Origin of the sequence: Flavobacterium pectinovorum, from assembly GCF_022802975.1 — a bacterium.
GTDB lineage: Bacteria > Bacteroidota > Bacteroidia > Flavobacteriales > Flavobacteriaceae > Flavobacterium > Flavobacterium pectinovorum_B.
Genome location: NZ_JAFEVZ010000020.1, coordinates 24,060 through 44,312 on the forward strand (window position 1 = coordinate 24,060; position 20,253 = coordinate 44,312).

General features: G+C 32.4%; 21 protein-coding genes and 1 pseudogene. 7 read left to right on the top strand and 15 right to left on the bottom strand.

The window, feature by feature from the left end; all coding sequences use genetic code 11:
- Position 1 precedes the first annotated feature (1 nt).
- Entirely contained in the window at positions 2-2,341 is a 2,340-nt protein-coding gene (locus FLV_RS19220) for a TonB-dependent receptor (RefSeq protein ID WP_243236379.1), read from the bottom strand.
- Between the two features lie 281 nt (positions 2,342-2,622).
- On the opposite strand from FLV_RS19220, the gene FLV_RS19225 reads away from it, so the two are divergent.
- Complete coding sequence (locus tag FLV_RS19225; RefSeq protein WP_243236380.1) at positions 2,623-3,783, top strand: MFS transporter; 1,161 nt, start codon at positions 2,623-2,625, stop codon at positions 3,781-3,783.
- Positions 3,784-3,860: 77 nt separating this feature from the next.
- Here FLV_RS19225 and FLV_RS19230 read toward each other — a convergent pair whose 3' ends face one another.
- The 5 genes from FLV_RS19230 to FLV_RS19250 form a co-directional block, all read right to left on the bottom strand.
- Positions 3,861-4,355 (bottom strand): hypothetical protein, encoded by a 495-nt coding sequence (locus tag FLV_RS19230; protein WP_243236381.1) that lies wholly within the window; start codon positions 4,353-4,355, stop codon positions 3,861-3,863.
- Positions 4,356-4,762: 407 nt separating this feature from the next.
- The gene (locus tag FLV_RS19235) at positions 4,763-5,239 is read right to left on the bottom strand and encodes a DUF6265 family protein (protein WP_243236382.1); all 477 of its coding nucleotides are present in this window, start codon (positions 5,237-5,239) and stop codon (positions 4,763-4,765) included.
- Between the two features lie 162 nt (positions 5,240-5,401).
- Entirely contained in the window at positions 5,402-7,711 is a 2,310-nt protein-coding gene (locus FLV_RS19240; protein ID WP_243236383.1) for a DNA topoisomerase 3, read from the bottom strand.
- 297 nt (positions 7,712-8,008) lie between these two features.
- Positions 8,009-8,725 (bottom strand): DUF3667 domain-containing protein, encoded by a 717-nt coding sequence (locus FLV_RS19245; RefSeq protein ID WP_243236384.1) that lies wholly within the window; start codon positions 8,723-8,725, stop codon positions 8,009-8,011.
- Between the two features lie 179 nt (positions 8,726-8,904).
- Positions 8,905-9,141 carry a hypothetical protein gene (locus FLV_RS19250; RefSeq protein ID WP_243236385.1) on the bottom strand — a complete coding sequence of 79 codons (237 nt, stop codon included), beginning with the start codon at positions 9,139-9,141 and terminating at the stop codon, positions 8,905-8,907.
- An 87-nt stretch (positions 9,142-9,228) separates the two neighbouring features.
- On the opposite strand from FLV_RS19250, the gene FLV_RS19255 reads away from it, so the two are divergent.
- Complete coding sequence (locus FLV_RS19255; RefSeq protein WP_243236386.1) at positions 9,229-9,990, top strand: response regulator transcription factor; 762 nt, start codon at positions 9,229-9,231, stop codon at positions 9,988-9,990.
- 273 nt (positions 9,991-10,263) lie between these two features.
- On the opposite strand, the gene FLV_RS19260 is transcribed toward FLV_RS19255, so the two are convergent.
- The gene (locus FLV_RS19260; RefSeq protein ID WP_243236387.1) at positions 10,264-11,394 is read right to left on the bottom strand and encodes a T9SS type A sorting domain-containing protein; all 1,131 of its coding nucleotides are present in this window, start codon (positions 11,392-11,394) and stop codon (positions 10,264-10,266) included.
- Positions 11,395-11,626: 232 nt separating this feature from the next.
- On the opposite strand from FLV_RS19260, the gene FLV_RS19265 reads away from it, so the two are divergent.
- The gene (locus tag FLV_RS19265; protein WP_243236388.1) at positions 11,627-12,421 is read left to right on the top strand and encodes a DUF5995 family protein; all 795 of its coding nucleotides are present in this window, start codon (positions 11,627-11,629) and stop codon (positions 12,419-12,421) included.
- A 91-nt stretch (positions 12,422-12,512) separates the two neighbouring features.
- Here FLV_RS19265 and FLV_RS19270 read toward each other — a convergent pair whose 3' ends face one another.
- Genes FLV_RS19270 through FLV_RS19280 form a run of 3 tightly spaced genes read right to left on the bottom strand, consistent with a single transcriptional unit; the run spans position 12,513 to position 14,135 of the window.
- Positions 12,513-13,019, bottom strand: a complete 507-nt coding sequence (locus FLV_RS19270; protein WP_243236389.1) for a DUF6678 family protein — start codon at positions 13,017-13,019, stop codon at positions 12,513-12,515.
- 49 nt (positions 13,020-13,068) lie between these two features.
- Positions 13,069-13,662 (bottom strand): class I SAM-dependent DNA methyltransferase, encoded by a 594-nt coding sequence (locus FLV_RS19275; RefSeq protein WP_243236390.1) that lies wholly within the window; start codon positions 13,660-13,662, stop codon positions 13,069-13,071.
- 41 nt (positions 13,663-13,703) lie between these two features.
- Positions 13,704-14,135, bottom strand: coding sequence for a copper resistance protein NlpE (locus tag FLV_RS19280; RefSeq protein WP_243236391.1), 432 nt, complete (start codon positions 14,133-14,135; stop codon positions 13,704-13,706).
- Between the two features lie 820 nt (positions 14,136-14,955).
- Here FLV_RS19280 and FLV_RS19285 point away from each other — a divergent pair.
- Together FLV_RS19285 and FLV_RS19290 are read left to right on the top strand one after the other, a co-directional pair.
- Complete coding sequence (locus FLV_RS19285; protein WP_243236392.1) at positions 14,956-15,696, top strand: DUF6261 family protein; 741 nt, start codon at positions 14,956-14,958, stop codon at positions 15,694-15,696.
- A gap of 275 nt (positions 15,697-15,971) precedes the next feature.
- Complete coding sequence (locus FLV_RS19290) at positions 15,972-16,247, top strand: hypothetical protein (protein WP_243236393.1); 276 nt, start codon at positions 15,972-15,974, stop codon at positions 16,245-16,247.
- A gap of 583 nt (positions 16,248-16,830) precedes the next feature.
- Here FLV_RS19290 and fic read toward each other — a convergent pair.
- From fic to FLV_RS19305, 3 genes are all read right to left on the bottom strand, one after another.
- A complete protein-coding gene (gene fic, locus FLV_RS19295; protein WP_243236394.1) occupies positions 16,831-17,382 on the bottom strand; it encodes a protein adenylyltransferase Fic in 552 nt (183 codons plus the stop codon).
- A 321-nt stretch (positions 17,383-17,703) separates the two neighbouring features.
- The gene (locus FLV_RS19300) at positions 17,704-17,997 is read right to left on the bottom strand and encodes a type II toxin-antitoxin system RelE/ParE family toxin (RefSeq protein WP_243236395.1); all 294 of its coding nucleotides are present in this window, start codon (positions 17,995-17,997) and stop codon (positions 17,704-17,706) included.
- Positions 17,990-18,241: a type II toxin-antitoxin system ParD family antitoxin gene (locus tag FLV_RS19305; RefSeq protein ID WP_243236396.1), complete on the bottom strand. Its 252-nt coding sequence runs from the start codon at positions 18,239-18,241 to the stop codon at positions 17,990-17,992. Before FLV_RS19305 ends, FLV_RS19300 begins: the two co-directional genes overlap by 8 nt.
- Positions 18,242-18,515: 274 nt before the next feature.
- Here FLV_RS19305 and FLV_RS19310 point away from each other — a divergent pair.
- Positions 18,516-18,833, top strand: a pseudogene (locus FLV_RS19310) (group II intron maturase-specific domain-containing protein); the annotation flags it as partial.
- A gap of 261 nt (positions 18,834-19,094) precedes the next feature.
- Here FLV_RS19310 and FLV_RS19315 read toward each other — a convergent pair.
- Entirely contained in the window at positions 19,095-19,301 is a 207-nt protein-coding gene (locus FLV_RS19315; RefSeq protein WP_243236397.1) for a hypothetical protein, read from the bottom strand.
- A gap of 166 nt (positions 19,302-19,467) precedes the next feature.
- A complete protein-coding gene (locus FLV_RS19320) occupies positions 19,468-19,638 on the bottom strand; it encodes a hypothetical protein (RefSeq protein ID WP_243236398.1) in 171 nt (56 codons plus the stop codon).
- A 171-nt stretch (positions 19,639-19,809) separates the two neighbouring features.
- Here FLV_RS19320 and FLV_RS19325 point away from each other — a divergent pair, with 171 nt between their 5' ends.
- Complete coding sequence (locus FLV_RS19325; RefSeq protein WP_243236399.1) at positions 19,810-19,995, top strand: hypothetical protein; 186 nt, start codon at positions 19,810-19,812, stop codon at positions 19,993-19,995.
- The last annotated feature ends 258 nt before the right edge of the window (positions 19,996-20,253 follow it).

Genomic DNA, 20,253 nt, shown 5'->3' on the forward strand with positions numbered 1-20,253 from the left:
TTTAAAATTTTAATGATAAACTTACCAGAAGGTTTGTCGGTGCTTGTGATGCTCCCCAAATATCCCAATATTTTTTATTGGTTATGTTGTTTAGTTTTAAACCAACTCTCCAGCTAGGCTGGTCATAAAATAGAGTGGCATTGTAGATCATGTACGACGGCATGTAAAAAGTATTATCTACTGTGAAGTAACTGTCATCTACATAATTGGCTCCTAGGCCGGCACCCAGTCCTTTAAAATTATTTTGTAAAGTATAAGTTGTCCAAAAATTGACTACGTTTTCTGGAGAGCTAGCGGCTTTATTTCCCTCAAGGGCAGGATTGGTCGCTTTCAAAATACGATTGTCGTTATAAGCGTACCCTGCAATAATATTTAATCCGTTTATTGGTTTTGCAATTAATTCAAAATCTACCCCTTTGCTTTCTTGTTTTACATCCTGTATGTATGTAGGTAAGACATTGCCCGTAACAATGAATGTTCTTGTAGCATTATCAATTTTAATTTCATAATAACTTGCTGTAACACTTAATTTATTATTGAATGCCTCTGCCTTTATACCTCCTTCAAATTGCTCTGCATAGATTGGATCGAGAATTAATTGACCTCCATTAGGCTGAGTTACAGGTGCAGCATTTTGAAAGCCGTTCATATAATTTCCAAATACAGAAACCTGACCTCTGACAATTTCGTATACCAGTCCTAATTTAGGAGAAATTGCATTTTGGTGAAATGCAATTACAGTTCCGGCTTTATCACGATTAAAATTGTCAAAACGTAAACTTAGCATCGCTGATAATCTGTTAGTAAAGTTGATTACATCACAAACATAGGCGCTAAAAGTTTCCTGATCTCCAACCGGAGATGTTGTTAATGCTAATCCTGCATCTACGGCTTTTCTTCTGATTGGGGTAAAATTTGTTGTTACATCAATATTATCTAGAGTAAATGTTGTGCCTCCAGAGAAATTTCCGCTGAATAATCTGTAATTAACACCAGTTAATAATTTATGTTTAAAAATCCATGTTGAAAATTGACCATTAATGTTTTCCTGTATGTTGGTGTAATTATTATATATAGGTCCCCATAAACCAACTCTTCGGGCTACCTGAGTTGGAGAACTCCAGACAGCATAACTTTGATAACTGCGCTCAACATCTTCTCCTACAAAAGAAAATAGGGTTGTTGATTTCCAGTTTTCTGAAATTTGATATTCAGCGTTTGCAAAAATTTTAGTAGCCGAAGTTTTAGCATCATTATCATCATGGAACATAGATTTTTTATAATCTATTTTTAATTCAGCAGGATTGGTTAAACCGGAAGTTGTACCATAAGTATTATAAGTTCTTCTGGTGTTGTTTGAATTATATAATTCGGCATCAAGATTAAAAGTAAGTTTATCGTTTGCTATATAGGTAAGGGTTGGAGCTATAGCCAGTGATTTGTTAAAACCATAATCTAAAAAACTCTTTTCATTATTAACAGCCATGTTAATTCTAAACAAAACTGTTTTGTCTTTGTTCAGAGGCGTATTTACATCGGCAGTAAGTCGGTTTAAACCAAAACTTCCTGCTGTATAAGACACTTCAGATGCGGTAGTTTTAAAAGGTTTTTTGGTTACGAGATTAACTACACCTCCAAAAGAAGAAACAGATGAACCGAATAAAGTTCCGGAAGGTCCTTTCATAACTTCAATTCGTTCTACATTAGAAAGATCAATTGAGGAACGTCCTGTTACTGTTTCCATACCATTTCGGGCATTAACTCCAACGGTAAAACCTCTGAATCCGATACCAATTCCACCTGAAGGGTAACTTACAGGTACAGCACCGGCACTGTTTCGAATAGCAGTCTCAATATTTACGGCAACTTGCTCCAATAAAAGCTCTTTATGAATTACACTGTAAACCTGTGGGTTTTCAAGATTTGATATTGGCATTCGGGCTACGTAATCGGTCTTTTTGGATAAGATGCTTTTTTTACCGCTTACTACAACTTCCTGTAATTCTTTATTAGAAACTTTTAATTGCAGTTCTAATGATGTTGTTTCATTTTCGGAAACACTCACTTCCTGTTCTAAAGTTTCGTAACCGGTCAATGAAACCTGTAAAGTATAAGTATTTGCTTTTACTCTGTTGAATTCAAAAACACCATCTTCATTAGAGATTGTGCCATATTTAGAGTTTTTAAGAATAACATTTACGCCTGCAGCGGCATCTCCGTCAGAGGTTATGATTACTCCTTTAATTTTTCCGTTGTTTTGTTGAGCAAAAATGCTGAAAGCTGAAAATAGCACACTGATAGAAAGTAGAAAACGTAATGTCTTCAGATTTTGGTAATTCATTGTCATTTAAATTTGGTTAATTAATTACATTTATTTAGAATAAATAAAAACAAGGCAAATGTAGAAATTAATACTTCTTTAACAAATATTATTTAGACTGATTGTATATAATTTGTTGGTATTTATTAAAAAGGGAGAAAAATTATATTAAGTATATTTTTTATTATAAAATATTAAGCATTTAATTGTTTTGCTGTTTTAAAGAATTTTAGAAAAGTTTAAAAAGGGAAGTTGCTTTTAAAAACCCTAATTTTGCAGTCAAATTAAATTGACAAGACTTAATGATCATTCCCTTTTTTAAAAAAATACAGAATACTCCCAAAGGATATAGATTAGCCAATACTGTGTTTTTTTTCCTCTCAGGTTTTGGATATTCTTCATGGGTATCCCGTATTCCGCATATTCAGGCACAGCTACATTTATCTGAAGCCCAGTTTGGAGCTGTTTTATTCGCATTCCCGATTGGATTAATGCTGACAATGCCTTTTACCGGAAAATTACTAAACAAACACAGCAGTCGCTATATCATGCTTTTAGGAGCTATCATGTTTAATATTGTACTGTCCTTACCGGGGTTAGTAGCTTTTGTGTGGCAATTGGTTATTGTACTTTTAATTTTTGGTGCTTCGCGTAATATTTTTAATTTATCGATTAATGCGCAATCTCTTGAAGTTCAGAAATTATATCCAAATTCAATCATAACCCGTTTTCACGCTGTTTGGAGCATGGCTGTTTTTGCAGGAGCCGGTCTGGGCTATGTAATGGTAACACAACGTATTGCGCCTTCCCATCATTTATTAGGGGTAAGTGTTTTTATGCTGGCACTTACGGCTTGCTTTTATCCATTGAGTATTCATAATGAACCTGTTCCTGTTAAAAAGAAATTCTTTGCAATGCCGGAAAAAAACCTGATAAAATTTGCTGTAATTTGTTTTGTTTCAATGGCTTGTGAAAACACCATGTATGACTGGAGCGGTATTTATTTTGAAAATATTTTGAAAGCTTCTCCAAAATTAACCAGTGCTGCATTTGTGTTTTTTGCAACGGCAGTAACTTTAGGACGTATATTTGGAGATTATGGAGTAATGAAATTTGGTATTAAAAAAATTCTGCTTTATAGTGGTATATTAATTACAGCAGGTTTTGCCATTTGTTTTATCCTGCCGTATGCTTATCCAACAATTTTTGGTTATGTTTTAATTGGTTTTGGAGTTTCCTGTGTGGTTCCTTTAGTATTTAGTATTGCAGGAAGATCTTCTAAATTAAACAGTGGTTCTGCCATAACTTCTATATCTACAATTGGTTATCTTGGTTTTTTACTGGTTCCGCCAATGGTGGGCTTTATTTCAGAATACCTGAGTATGAAATGGGCTTTTTTAATTATGGCTCTTTTGGGTATTTTAATGATTTTTATGGTCGATAAGATAGGAGAGAATGAGTAGGTTTTTTTTAAAGTTGCTGAGTTGCTGAGATTCTAAGTTTTGGCAGTGTGTGTTATCTTTTCCTTTTTATTCTTATTTTAAAAATTTGTCAGAACTTCAATTTTAAAAGCATCCTCAATTTTTGATGCAATTTCTAAAGCTGAATTTCTATCATTTGCAAAATACAAGGTGAAATATTTTTCGTTACAGTCGAAAACATTTATTTTGATTGTCTTCTCCGTTATAGTTGTGGTTGCACTCGATTTAAATCCCCGCCCTCCAAAAGTTTGCTTAACGGTGGTTTCTACTAAAGCAATATATTGTATTTCAGGAAAAAAAGTCCATGTTAAACTTATTCGGAATCCATAAACAGCAAATAATTTTCTGAATTTTTTATTTTGAAAATCAATTTCTAAACCTTCTGATGAAATGAAGAAAATTCCCCAGTAAGTTGTTAGTAAAGAGACTAATAAAAGAATTGGTGCATTGCTTTTATTGATGGAAATTATTATAAAAAAACTGAGTATAAATAATAAATTTCCAATTATAAACTTAATTGAAGAAGCTTTTTCAATATAAACGTAATTTTTCAAAGATTAATTTTATAATTAGGGAAGTAGATTTTATTATTTTAAAGAGTTGGGTATAATTAAAGTTTAAGTGTCAGGCTGAGCCACTTTGGCTTCATACAGGATAAACTTAGTCGAAGCCCTTTCGTTTTCAAAAGCCTTCGACACCGCTCAGGATGACATTGAGTTTTATAAGCTTTAAAGTACTTAAACTCGTTGGTTGTAATTATTAAAAACGTCAGTTCGAGTGTTTTTTGTGTAGAGAAACGGAACAAAAAAAGTATCGAGAACCGTTTTTGATGATAATTTTTCTGTTCTCGATACAATTTTCTATCGAAAATCACTCGAACTGACGAAAAATTATCATCAAAAACTAATTACACACAACGGGTTACTTTACTAATATTTTACTTTTTTACAAAAAGCAGCAATTACTTCTTAGTCATAATAAACCTTTCCGTAGTCTGCTTACCATTCAATTTCCCTGTAATCTCAGCCGTTAAAGTGTTATTTGCTCCTTTTGTATAAGTGATTTTTTGAGGATAATCGTGTTTCGGGTTCTCAAAAACCAATTGTTTATCTGATTCCGAAATAGAAGGAAAAGAAACCGGTTTGTCATTATTTTGACCTTTTACGGTTGCTTTATAGGTTAATGTTTCGCCTAATTGAGCTAAAACGATGTTTTCAGAATGAATAGTATCTTTTCCTTTGATAAAATAAGAAGCAGCACTAAAAGTACTGTCGTTTACTTTTTCCCAGTTTTCGGTTAAAACACCATCGGGGGAAATATTTTCCCAGTTTCCGATTAGCCAGTCTGCTTTTTTGATTTTGTCTTTTTCAACGGTTTCTTTTTTCTGGCAGGAAACGAAAGTTATAATAAGAGCGATAAGTGTAATTTTTTGAAACATATTTGTAAGTTTTTGATTTTGTATTGAGTTACTAAAGTATGAAAAAGAATTGTTTATTTGTGAAATGTGAAATGAGAAATGTGAAATGAGAAATGTGAAATGTGAAATGTGAAATGTGAAATGTGTATTCCTTAACATCTGACATTTCACATTTCACATTTCTCACTTTTCACTGCATAAAATCGAATAAACCAATTCTTTTGTAGGTTTTTGATTCTCCAGTTTTGTTCTTACTTCGTCAAAAGTTACTTTAAAATCACAGTTTGATTTGTATTCTGAACAACCATAAGCGGTTTTACCTTTTAGAATATTTCCTTTTTTACATTTAGGACAGGTTAAAGAATCTGAGTTTTCTTTTACCCCGGTTTTTTTCTCGGTTTTCTTAGGCTCTAACTTCAGTTTGTAGTTTTCTTCAAAACGAATCAAACCTTCAACTGTACCATCTTCAGTTTTAAAGCCTTTTATATTGACAGTTGAACCTTTTTGGACTAAACGTAAATATTGGATTTCAGTAATCTTTTTATCATGAAAAACAAAAGGCAATACAAAATTGCAGCCCGATTTGTACTCACTGCATCCAAAAGCTGACTTTCCTTTAATTAATTTTCCTTTTTGGCATTTCGGACATGTTTCTTCCGAAATCCCGGAAGCTTTCTTTTTCTCTTTTTCTGTTTTTACGGCAGGTTTCTGAATCGTTGCTGCGTGAGATATATTAGCATGTCTGGTTTCACTTCGTACTTCAATAACCAAAGCTTCGACCATTCTTTTCATGTTTTTGATAAAGGCTCCGGCGGTAAAAGTACCTTTTTCGATGTCCTTTAATTGTTTTTCCCAGGAACCAGTCAATTCAGCTGATTTGATTAATTCATTCTGAATCGTTTCAATAAGCTGTATTCCGGTTGGTGTTGGTAAAACTTGTTTTTTATTTCGAATAATATACTGACGTTTAAAAAGCGTTTCAATAATGTTCGCCCGTGTTGACGGACGACCAATACCGTTTTCTTTCATCAGTTCCCGCAAATCTTCGTCATCGACTTGTTTTCCTGCGGTTTCCATGGCACGTAATAAAGTTGCTTCTGTAAACTGATTGGGTGGTTTGGTTTCCTTTTCTAAAAATGAAGGTTCGTGGGGGCCTTTCTCTCCCACAACAAAACCCGGTAATATATCAGCTTCTTTTTCTTTGGCATTCGGATCTTCAAAAACAACCCGAAAACCTTTTTTTAAGATTTCTTTTCCGGTGGTTTTAAACATTACGTCAGCAGCTTTTCCAATTACAGTGGTATTGGCTACCAGACAATCATCATAAAAAACGGCAATAAAACGTTTTACAATAATATCATAAACCTGTTGTTGATTGAAAGGAAGGTTGATTTCTATTCCGGTTGGAATAATGGCATGGTGATCGGTTACTTTTTTATCATTAAAAACCTTTGGGGATTTTTTGATTTTTTTTCCTAAAAGCGGTTCCGTTAAATGACTGTAATTTGTTAGTTTTTGCAAAATCCCGGGTACTTTCGGATAGATATCACCTGGTAAGAAAGTTGTATCAACTCTGGGATAAGTAACTACTTTTTGCTCATACAAACTTTGGGCAATTTTAAGTGTTTCATCTGCCGAAAATCCAAATTTAGTATTACAATAAACCTGTAAGCCAGTCAAATCAAACAGTTTTGGGGCATATTCGTTTCCGTTTTTTTTATCAATTGAAACAATTTCGAATTCACTTTCTTTGACCTTATTCGCCAAAATTTCACCGTCTTCTTTATTCAGAAAGCGTCCTTCTTCATAACTAAAAAGTGTTTCCCGATATAACGTCTGTAATTCCCAATAAGGTTGAGGTTTAAAATTCTCAATTTCTTTAAAACGATCCACTACCATTGCTAAAGTTGGAGTTTGCACACGGCCGATAGATAATACTTGTTTGTAACCGCCATGTTTTACGGTGTACAAACGTGTGGCATTCATACCCAGCAGCCAGTCGCCAATCGCTCTGGAAAACCCGGCATAGAATAAATTATCGTAGTTGGCAGATGGTTTTAAGTTTTCAAAACCTTCTTTTATGGCTTCGGTGGTTAGAGATGAAATCCATAAGCGTTGTACTTCGCCTTTGTAATGTGCTTCGTTCATTACCCAGCGCTGAATGAGTTCTCCTTCCTGTCCGGCATCCCCGCAGTTAATCACCAATTCGGCTTTGTCAAATAAACTTTTTATGATTTTAAATTGCTTTTCGATTCCGGAATTCTGAACCACTTTGGTTTCGAATTTTTCAGGAAGCATAGGAAGGTTATTCAAATCCCAGCTTTTCCAGTGTGGTTTGTAATCGTTGGGTTCTTTTAAAGTACATAAATGTCCAAAAGTGTAGGTCACGGCATAACCGTTGCCTTCGTAATAGCCGTCGTGCTTATTGTTTGCTCCCAAAACGGAGGCAATTTCTCTTGCTACACTAGGCTTTTCGGCAATACAGACCTTCATTTTCTCTTTTTATTTGAAAGCGAAATTAAGGATTTAGAAATTGGAATTGAAATGAAATTTTAAGTTTATGATTTTTGGCAAAATGCAAAATAAATGCAGTTTTTATTTTTTAATTCGATTCTTGTAGTTTTTTATCAGAGCATAAATTGAAAATATAAAAATTATTAGATATAGTGAGTCTAACCAGGGTTTTTGAAATCTTATATTTTCAAAATCAAAATGTTTTAACAATGTCCATCCTAAAATGACTGCTATTACACCAAAAATAAACGATGGGATTTTATTATTTTCCATATTTTAAGGTTTTGTTATTATATCAATTGTAATTCCTATTGCAAATGTTAAAATAAAGAAGGTTATCATTCCCAATAAATAGCAAACTAATGCCTTGAAATAGTTAATGATCTTATTCTTTTTAAAGAAATTACCTGTCGCCCAAATTAGATAAACCAGACTAAACATTCCTGCAATGTTTAATAATTTGATGTGTAAAATTCCTTCAAATATAGCAAAAAAAGCAAAAATAAGCATTGAAATACCCAGTACGAAACATAACATTATAAGCAATTCAAAAAAGTTATAGTTATATTTTTTAAAGAATAGTTTTAGCCAAATCGCAATAAACATTCCCGTCAAAATATTCATATAGCCATAATTTGCCTTAAACCACCCTAAAATTTTCACAAAGGCAGATTTTTCTAGCCCTTCATATTTTACATATTCATCTTCAATATGAAAAAAATGACTGATAAGTGTGTAAATTAAAGATGTTATAATTATAAAAATTACCGGTTTTACAAGACGGCTTCTGTTTTCAGAAATATAACTTCTAATATTTTGTCCCGGATTTATAAAAAGTTCTTTAACAGTAAATAAAATTCCACGTTCAAAATGTAAAACATGTTCAATTTCGTGAGCAATATAATGTCCGTCAATTCTTTTCAGTTTTGCTGGATATCCACAGTTTGGACAAAAGTTTTGATTTACTTCGCTTGCACAGTTTTTGCAGTTCATTGTAGTCTAATGATTTTTCTGATTCATTTATTTGCGGTTGTTGCTGTAAAAAATACACTGGCTGTATTATTGTAGTTAAACAATATTTTGTGATGATGGAGTCATTATTTTATGATCTAAAATGAATTATGATCTTAAGGCACTAAATGATTAAAATAGTGAATTATCAATTAGCTGTTTTAAGAATTACGCTTCTTAATTTCAGAATTTATTTCACTAACACCACTATAAACGGCAACTCCTACACCAAGCACAATTGGTAAAAAAGTAAAAAGCAAGGTGTATTTTGATATAGCTATCATGATAATAGAAGAAATAGCAAATAAAATTCCAAAGCTAATTATAGTTACTTGTATTATTTTTTTATTCTTAAGCAACTCTTCCAAACTGGACTCGGATAAAGGTTTTTTCTTCATAATAAAAAGTTAAATTTCTATACAAAAAAAAGCAATGATTTTTAATTTTAGTTTACACTTTTGTGTAGTTTTTAGTATTTTTAAGGGATGGAAAACGAAAAGTACTCATTGCTTAACAGAAATAGAATTAATGCAATATCAGAAGCTGATAAATTTCAGCTGGGTAATTATTTGGAAGTGGTAAAAGCATTTGCGAAAATCACATATCAAAGCGTTTATATTATTGATTATGAAGGAATGAAGTTTGAGTATGTTTCAAACAATCCGTTATTCTTATGTGGCTATTCTTCTGAAGAAGTACTTGAAATGGGGTATGAATTCTATTTCAATAATGTTCCTAAAGAAGATTTAGAATTATTAACTGTAATTAACAATGCCGGATTTGATTTTTATGATAAATTACCAAATGATGAGGAACGAAAATTATACAGTATTTCGTATGATTTTCATTTAAAAGGGAAGCATGACAAACCTATTCTTATTAATCATAAATTAACACCACTTTTTCTAAACGAAAAAGGAACTGTTTGGAAATCATTGTGTATTGTGTCTATTTCGCATAATAAAAAGGCCGGAAATGCAACCATAAGTAAGCAAGGTTCTTCTTTTTTATGGGAATTGAATTTGTCAACCAAAGTCTGGATTTCGAAAGAAAGGCTAAAACTCAAAGAAAAAGAATTGGAAATACTTCTTTTATATGCCCAAGGTTTAACAATAAATCAGATTGCGGAAAAGATGTTTGTTTCACCGGATACCGTAAAATATTATAGAAGAAAAATTTTCGAAATTTTCGAAGTCAAAAATTTTACAGAAGCTTTGGCTTTTGCAATAGACAATAAAATTATCTAAATGTTTGTTAGGTTGTTAGCTTGAAGTCAGTATGTCTTGTTTGCCTGATATTCCTCAATGACTTGTATGAAATGGCTTTGTTTTTCTCAAAAGTAAACCAAATATTATTCATATTTTAATACTTGTGTTTCAATTACTGAATGAAATTCAAATTTATCACAAAATGCTGAAGTTTGCATATTGGCTTTATAGCAAAATAAAAAAGCTGCAAGAATTTAATTTCTGCAGCTTTTTTGTGAGTTATATTGCATCCATGTGTCATGGATTAGAAGTCTATTTAATAAATTTAAACGTCTTTTGATTGTCTAATTGTAACACATAAACACCATTACTAAAGGTACTTAAATCTATTGAGTTTTCACCTGCAGAAAGTTTTTTTGTAGCGATTAATTGTCCTGCAAGATTATATACTGTTGCATTATGATTACTTTCTAATCCGGAAACAATAAGTGACGTTTTTGAATTAGAAATAGAAACGGCTTTTAAATCCTGATTGAATTTGTCTTTAGATAAAGCAGGATCCTGCACGGTAACAACTTTACCCTGGTTTAATAAAGTCATATACAATTTGTCTCCAATTAAAACGACATCTCTAAAGTTAGCATTAAAGAGTCCATTGATATTATCCTTATAAAATGTGTTTTGAGCAACATAAGTTAATGAAGCCTGCACGTTAAGTGGTTTTGTTCCAATACGGTTACCTTCAGCAATAAATACGTTATTACCGTTTACAAATAAGCCTTTATTAAAATTGAGATTAGTCATATATTGAGATACTGAGATTACAGTTTCTGTAGTATCAAATCCAAAAACCGTTTGAAGATTACCAACAGAGATTAATAAATTATTATTATGAAAAGCCATATCATTTGCAGCTTCATCTTCGCATAAGTTGCTTACAACAGTCTCTACCGCCAAATTTGTGATATTGATTTTTTTTACCTGAACCGTAAATTTATCATTTGCATCAGGAGTAGTCTCAGATGCAAAATAGAGGTTAGATCCTGTAATCGCCAATGCCGAAACGTAATTTGTAGTCGTGTAAATCACGTTTAGAGGTGCTCCGGGATTATTGGTGTCAAGAGCAATAATTCTGCAGCCTGAGGAGGTGTCAAAATCTTCATCATAATTTTCTTCTGAAATATAAATAATATTGCCACTAATGGTAAGGTTGCTCATGTAGTAATTTGTTTCAGCAGTATAAATTACATTAGCAGTTGGAGAACCAGAAGCGGTATTGATTTCGTATAATTTTTTAAGCCCTTGTACATACAATATGTTTCCTTTGTTAACCATTCCTGATGGCTCTTCTAAATTTGACAGATAGTCAGTCGCTTCTTGTTGTGAGTAAGAAGTGGAAAAAATTGCAATGAATAAAAAAGTGAAGAGTAGTTTTGTTTTCATAATTAAGGCGTTTATTAGGTTCATAATTAAATTAATACGTAAATATAGATAATTCATAACTAAGAAGAATACTCCTTTTGGTGTATTTTTTAGAATTGAAATGAGATGAAGAAATGGAGGGATATATTAGTTTTAGAGTTAAAAATAACAAGATAATTACTTTAAATAATTTTTTCTGAAAATTTAAAATAATTATATTCGCTTTTGTTAATTTAATTATAATCTACTGGAAATGAATATAAAACAAGCCGCTACTATAGATGAAGTTATTCTTTTACTGGATGAAATAATTGAAACATCCAAACTGGAGCAAAGTGCAATAGGTTTGTTCACGATGTTGTATCGTGAAGTTACTGTAAAAATCAAGGAAGGAATTCAAAATGGTGCTTTTCAGGACGGAGAGCGCATGGAAAGGCTGGATGTCGTTTTTGCCAATCGGTATTTGAAGGCATATTATCAATACAAAGCCAAAGAAAAAGCATCAGAATGTTGGGAATTCTCCTTTCAGCAGGCAGAAAGTTTTTGGCCAATAGTACTTCAGCATTTACTGCTCGGAATTAATGCACATGTAAACCTCGATTTAGGAATTGCTTCAGCAGAAGTAAGTACGGTAGAAAACATTCAGGATTTAGAATCAGATTTTAATCAAATCAATATCATTCTTAGTAATCTGGTAGAGCATGTTGAGAAATGTTTAATCAAGATTTGGCCAACGCTTACCATTATATTAAAATTGACAGGTAAAATTGATAATTTTTTTATTGATTTTAGTATGAAAACCGCCAGAGACGGAGCCTGGAAATTTGCCAATGAATTTGTATCTACTCCTGAAAATCAACGTGATGCCTGTACACAGGTAAGAGATAAAAGAATTACAGAAATCGCCCGATTAGTTTCAAATCCGGGCTATTTTGTAAGTGCTGTTTTCAAATTCATTCGCTTATTTGAAAGGGGAGATGTTGCTCAAAAAATAATTGATTTGAAGATAATTGAAGAAAAAAAGGTTGATTGTGCTGTTATAGTTTAATAATAATCAAAGAGAAGACGATATAAATAGTAACTAGACAATTTAGACTTTTTAAACGTTTCTTTTTCCTTCTTATCAAAGTGACAGGTCATTATTTGTATCCATAAATTATAAAAGTCCCATTATCTTCTTCATAAGGGATGTATAATTCTTTTAAAAGTTGTATAAATTCTTTTGTTTCGTCAATTACTTTTGGAACAGTTAGTCTGCCTTGGTGCTCAGCATAACGGGGTCTTACCTTGATGTATTCAATCGCAAAAAACAAACTCATGCCTTCCTGATAAAACGGACTCCAATCACCCAACCAATCAGGGTTGTCGCTTATTTGTACTTCTTCAAAAGTTTTATCTTCAAATATTAGTTTTTCAATGTAAGGAGGAGCAAATGGTAATTTTTCTATTGCATTTTGAAGTTTTAACCATTTTGTATCATTCATAACAGAACCCAGACTTTTTTCAGTAACAATCTTTCTTGTTTTTTCTTTTAGGTCTAATGCCGAATCATTGTTTTGTATGTAATATTTATACTTTTCTCTTTCGAAAACATTTGGGTCTCCAAAAATGTCTGAGAATGTTTTTTGATTCTTTTGATTTTTCATTGCTTAAAGACTTAATGTTAGTTTAAATTCTGCATTTGCAGCAAAGTTTTTATTTTTTTTTAACGAGCACAACCCAGTCCCGTTCGTCTTTTTCTTCGATGAAATTTTCAATTGAATATATTATATCAAAGCCAATTTTTTTCATTAAGTCAAGAACAAAATTTTTAGACAGACAGCTGTAATAAAATTGTACTCCAAACATACTGCCAAAATGTTCGTCTTCTTCTTTTCCATGGGTAAAAAGAAAATAACCTTCGGGAGCTAATAAGCGATACACTTTGCTGTAAATTTCTTCTTGTCGCTCTTTTGGAAAATGGAAAAGTGAATCCCAGGCTATAATTCCGTTAAATTTTTCATCTGATTCAAAATCAAAAAAATCGCAGGTAGAAAAGACTGAGTTTTTAATCCCGACAGATTTGGCTGTTTTGATCATTTTAGCCGATTGATCTATTCCTGTAATGGAAAAATTTCGGTCAGAAAGATATTTTGCTATTGGCAATCCGGTTCCGCAGCCAATGTCTAAAATTGTTCCTTCTGAATTTATATAATCAGCAAAATCTACAACAGGTTTGTTTACAATAGCACTATTTCTGGCTTTGATCCAGTTGTCAATGATTTTATTGTATGAGTTTTTATTTGTCAAAGCTTTTGATTACAAATCAGGACTATCCTTGAAAGGCAGATTTACAGTTTAAAAACATCAATTTTTTGTATCCAGAAAATTCCTGACTCTAAAAACTGAAGTTTTGTTGGTGCTATTTTATCATTTTTATCTCTCGGGTTTTTAGTGATAAATCTCGCTGTAGAGTTATTAAAATCTAACGTATATTTTGTATCAAAGTCTTCGTTTTTATTGGATAAAAAGTGAACCAGATTGTTTTTTGCACTCCATTTTCCTTTTCCGTATTTATTTACTTCAGGCGGAACTCCGCCCTGCATTTTCGAATACGAATGAAATAAAAAGGTTCCATCCTGATTTAAAGTCAGTTTGTATTCGATTCTATGTTTTCCATCAGTGTTACTAAGTGAACGACTGTAATCGCCTGCAAATTGGTTTGATTGGGCGATTAAAGTCAGATTAAAAATTAGAAGCAGAGTTGTAATGATTAGTTTCATGTATGTTTTGGTTTTATATTTCGTAATATCTCTAAAAGAAATTTAGTGATAAAATCGATAAAAAATATTTCGAAGTAATAACAAATATAAGATATTTCGTCTAATATTCTGTAGGTTTAATAACCAATGAAAAGTTTTTAATTCCCTGATTGAAATATCGGGGATTTTACTTACTTGTGATTCGGTCCACAAATAATGTTGATTATCTGTCGAACCATTATCTTTTAAATATATAGATATTGATGCGCTAGCGCAATGTCATTAAGTTAAGAGATTTTAGATTGAGGATTAACGATTTTTGATTTCAGATTTGGTTTGGCTAAATATTTAGATTTTTGATTTTAAAAGGTTTTTACATCTGAAATTAAAAATCGTTAATCAAAAATCAGTAATCATTTTATCATTTAATCCTTAGCTTAATGACATTGTGCGCTAGCGTCCCGCTCTTGCGCATAATGCTGTAAATAGATATTATTTAGGAACGAATGCACGAGCGGGACGCTCGCGCCAGCAAATTGAGTTCAGTTTGCTTCAGACGCAGCGCTTTTAGCATCAATTGAATTGAGTTTACTTCAGACGCAGCGCTTTTAGTATCAATTGAATTGAGTTTACTTCAGCAGCAACGCTTTTAGTATCAATTGAATTGAGTTTACTTCAGACGCAGTGCTTTTACACATAATTACACTCAGTTTGCCTCAAATGCTGCTCAAATAGTATGAAATATTCTTTTTAAAAAGTAAAATACTACAATTATTTAATGGTTGAATTTATTTTTATAGTTTTTTTACTACATTTATAACTTAACTATAAAAATAAAATAATGAAAAAATTGGAAAACTTAAGTCTAACCCGCCTATCAAATTTGGAATTTGGACAACTTTTGAAAAGTAGCTGTGAAGGGCTGGGAAACATGGAAGGTATTACGATAACAGATGAAGTTTTGGTAAATTATCTGACCATTTTAGAGACTAAATCTGTTGATTATGATAAAGCCCAACTTCAGACAACCAAAAGTGATGAGACTGCTAAAATTGTTGAGGCAGACAAGCAGAGGGATAATGCTGTTACGGCTTTGTTTCGCATACTTAAAGTTTTTGAACTTTCAGAGCAGCCAAATGAGTTGGAAGCTTTTTCAAGCCTTACCAATTTGTTTTACAATTACAAAGGAATTCAAAATTGGAATTTTGTTGAGGAGACCAATGGCATAGACAAACTTCTTACTGATTTGAGCATCCCAAAATACAATCAGCACCTCAATGTTTTGAAGATGCTGCCTTTTGCAGAGCGTCTTAAAACTGCCAACGACCAATTTAAACTGCTTTTTTCAGGACGCACTCATGAAAAAGCCAATAAAGAGGTTTTTGACATCAAACTTCTTCGTCAGGAAATAAACAAAATATACTCAGATATGACCAATTATGTGTTGAGTCTCTCTAAGGCACTGGATTCTGAGCAGTACAACCGTGCGCTAACTTTGATTAATACCACCCGAAAATATTACTCGGATATATTGGCTCGTCGGACTACCAAAGCCACTACAAATACCGCAACAGTCAATTAATTTTTGGTTTTAATAATCCAAAAAGTATAATAGAATTGTTATTGATTCTAAAAAGAACCCTTTCAGAGTTTAAATCTGAAAGGGTTTTTAGTTTTTTGTTGATTGTGTTCACGAGCGGGACGCTTGCGCCAGCACTACGGGTTAGGATGTTTGATTTATAAGTAATAGGATAAATTTTGTTAATAAAAACATAAAAATAATTAAACTACTTAATAATAATATAAATTCGTTTTACAAATCTTACAATCTAACAACCCTTAAAAACCTTAATTATTATGAAAAAAATTATTTGTTTTTTACTTTTAACTGTTGCTTGTACAACAAACGCTCAACAAAAATATGTTATTAATGGCGATGTTACATATGGCAATGTATCAGTAAGTATTATCATAAATGGTGGATCACCAATTTTTATAGGAAATCTACAAACAGGTACAGATCTTGTGTACGACTTGGGACGTGAATTTGACTATGACAATGATTATATAGAAATTAAAGCTGAGAGTACAAGCGCTTATGTAACTATCGATGATGATGGTTATTTATTATAATATATACCTACCTTATTTTCTTGCAAATGGAGATTATTTAGATGCACCGTCTTACAGTTGTACACGTGAGGCATATGGCATTGAAACTTTTGATGGCCAGGGAAATAAACTTATTAGTTGTTTTGTAAGTACATTACCTGTACAATAAAAGCCTGTACACATTGGTATTGACTTTATTAAAATCAACTACAAACACAATTTCCACTAGTAGTACGAGAAATAGATACCATTGAGCTAGGCGACATCTTAGGCTTATGCCAATAAACAAGAGCAAAAACCACAACCCTAAAAAGTTGTGGTTTTGTATTTTATAAATAAAAAAACATAGTGCATTATTTACCAGAATAAATCAAAAATACATTATTACAGATTCGTTAAAATATAGTCAGTCTAACAAGGCTGCTGCAATCAGTGCCAGGCTGGCGCGAGCGTCCCGCTCGTGCACACAATGCTGTAATATAGATATTATTGTAGGAAAGAATACACGAGCGGGAAGCTCGCGCCAGTGGGGGCAAACATTTCCCATTCACGAAGTAGATTTAGTTTACGAAACTGTTATCAGAAGGCCTTTTTTCTAAAGATTTTATTCTTCATCTTTTTCGTAGCCTTCATAATAATAGGACTGTTCAATTCCTTTGAAGATAATTTCCCTATTGTTAATATCGTTAGTTAGATTTTCTTGTAATAAAGTCCGTAATTCCAAATCATTAATGGGACTTCTCTCCATTGATTGTAAATAAAGTGTTTTGTCAACGAGTTGCCAATTTACAACTTTCTTGAGTCTGTTTTTTAAAATCATATCCAGCCAAATTCTCATAGATCTTCCGTTACCTTCCATAAAAGGATGAGCAATATTCATCTCGACATATTTAGCAATAATTTCATGAAAATTATTTTCTGGCATTTGCTCGATCTTCACTAAAATTTCATTGAGATATAAAGCGTTTGCAAATCTAAATCCACCTTTAGAAATATTGAGTTTTCTTATTTCTCCAGAAAAATCATATAAACCCTGAAATAGATAGCGGTGTATTTCTTTGAGACCTTTTGTGGTGCCGATTTCTATTTTTTCAATGTCGTTCGATTCAAACAATCGATATGCATTTTCTAAACTATTTTTGTCAATATTTTTCATATAGATTTAGCTCCAATTTAAGTCTATTACAAAAATACTTTAAATGGATGAAAATATTATATTAATGATTAAATTTTCTTGTTTTATTGGGGTTCATGATACGCGTTTTGCCCTTTCTGGTAACGTTAGTCTGTGAAAAAAAACTCTTTAAATTTATAAGGTATTGTGAGGGCTGCCTGAGAAAAATCTCAAAGATAAAATTCTCAAGAGGTCAATTTTGTTTTTTAATAGTCTGATTTTATGGTTGCTACAAAAAAAAAACATTTTTTCATTAAGTTAATTGCCCAAATCCGTTGTAGTATCTATGTTGTGTGAGGTTTCTTATAGTCTGCTTTTTAAATCCATCATTCCATGAAGAATTCTTGCGATTTCTATTTCGTTCTTAGATATAATTGTGTAGAAGATAATATGTTCACCTGATTTAAAACCTAATATTCCTTTCGTTACGATATCATAGTTTCTACCAAGTTCTGGATTATTTGCTAAATCATTGCATGATGCAAAAAGTAAATCATAATACTTTTCAGCTTGCATTTCAGACCACGTTTCGATTGTATAATCCCAAATTTCAGATAAGTCATCAACAGCTTTGTTTGTAAAATAATACTTAGCCATTTGATTTTTTTCTTGCTTTTAAAACATCAAGATATTTTTTTGCATCAAAATCAACTGCACGTCCACTTTCAATTCCATCATTGATTGCTTTTCTTAACGCTACAATTTTATTTTCTTCATCTTCTAAAAGACGAAGACCGGCTCTGATAACTTCACTTGCGTTATTGAATCTTCCATCATTTACACTGTGTTCAATAAAACTTTCGAAATGATTACCAAGCGATATAGAAGTATTTCGTCCCATAATTTTTTTAGCTAAGTTACCAAAATATGGTAACTTTTCAAATTATTACTAATTTTTTTGGAATCTCACATAACGCCAGTCTCCTCTGGTGCTCGTTTGTAACGAGTACCTAATTATTTATGAAAATAGGATAAAGCGTTTGCAACGCAGCTTTTCAGATAGATTGCCTACAATAAGGTTTATAAGAAACTTTTGTTTTAATAGCCGCGTTACAAACGCTACAATATATCTTTTAATTTATGTAGGTACTCGTTGCAAACGAGCACCAGAGGGGATAAACTATTTTCGGGGAGCGAGTATTATGGGCAAACTGCGTGATTTGGACGGCTGGTTCAGAAACCGACTTCGTTATTGTATTTGGCACGATTGGAAGAAACCCGAACGAAAGAGAAAGAATCTCATACGACTGGGGGTTGACCAAGACCATGCCTATGCTTTTAGTCGAACAAGGAAAGGCGGGTGGGCAATTGCACAGAGTCCGATTTTGAATACCACCATTACCCTGAAACGCCTAAAACAAAGAGGCTATCAATCTTTAATGGATGTTTACATCGAACTTAACCCATCACTTTGCGAACCGCCGAGTACGTGACCCGTACGCTCGGTGGTGTGAGAGGCGCACTCCGTTCTATTTGAGACGGAGCCGTCTACTCGATTATGCCTTCGGTTCTTTATTTATAATACTTCGGTTTAGTTTCTGCACCGTTTTTAAGTCAGAAACACAATTAAAAATTAATTATTATGATTTTAGAAAATCAAGAAATTATAATTAAAGTTGAAGACGGGAAATATTTTCTATCTCGATTTGAAAACGGTAAAGTAAAAGAACAATATCGTCCTGAAACAAATTAAGTTATTCAGGTTTGGATTGTCTCCGTTCTAAATGGTTTTCAACCACCACGAAACCTTCTTCATCTGGATAAACTGACTGATTAAATTCAACTTGTAAAACTCCACCACGGTCTTTTAGTCTATAAAATTCAAGTCCGCCAAAGTAAACTTCCAAATCTTGGTCTTCTACTTTTAATCGTTCAATCAATTCTCTTACAGTTATTTTCATTGTTTATAAATTAAAAATTAAATTATTATGTCAGATTCAAAAACACAAGACAATGAGATTGTCAAAAAAACAAACGAAATTATGAATATCCTAAAAGGATCAACTCTTAAAGATTTCAGCGAAATTATAAGGCGTTTGCAAAGTCGTGTAGCAAGCAATACTAAAATTAGCTAGCTGTATTTATGTCTATTGAGTTTAATGCTGAAACAGCACTATCTAATTTTTCAGATATAGTACTTACTTCATATTCTGAAGATATTTGGTTTGAAATGTCGGTAAGTTTTCCACTTATTTCAATTAATAAGTTCAACATTCTTTCGGCTTGTTCTTCGTTCATAGTTTTGTTTTTTAATGTTATTATTTATTTTTTCAGCCTTAGTTCTGTTGAACTGAGGCATAACGGCTGATGCTAGTGGCTGTTTGCCACTACATAAGTTGTCTCGGAGAGCAGAACGTCTGCAAATAGCCATTATCATATGTTAGCAGTAGTGTTTTAATTTATAACAAAATGGAAAAAGAAGATTTATTATTGAAATTAAAAGAAGAACTTTTAGAGTTAAATAAAATTTGCCATAGACAGTTTGAAGAAAGATTTTCAACTTCAAAACATGAAGATAAATGGCAAGACGATTTATTTAGAGAATACCAAACGCAACGAATTAGAGTTGATTTGTTAATCGAATTATTAGGTTAACATTACTGCTAACGTTTTGGCACTACAGCGGGTTTGGGACTAAATTAAGCCCTATTTTCGGATTTGCCAAATCATTCCAAATACAAAACTATCTTCCCATTAATCCCAATGCCCAAATCCGTTGTAGTGGCTGTGTGTGCCCTGCATGAGCAGGACACACGCCGTAGTCTTTGATAAAAATTGAAAAATACAAATTTCAGATTATAAAACAAAGATATGGCGTGTTATTTTTCCAGAGGGTGTAAGTCCCTTATGAGC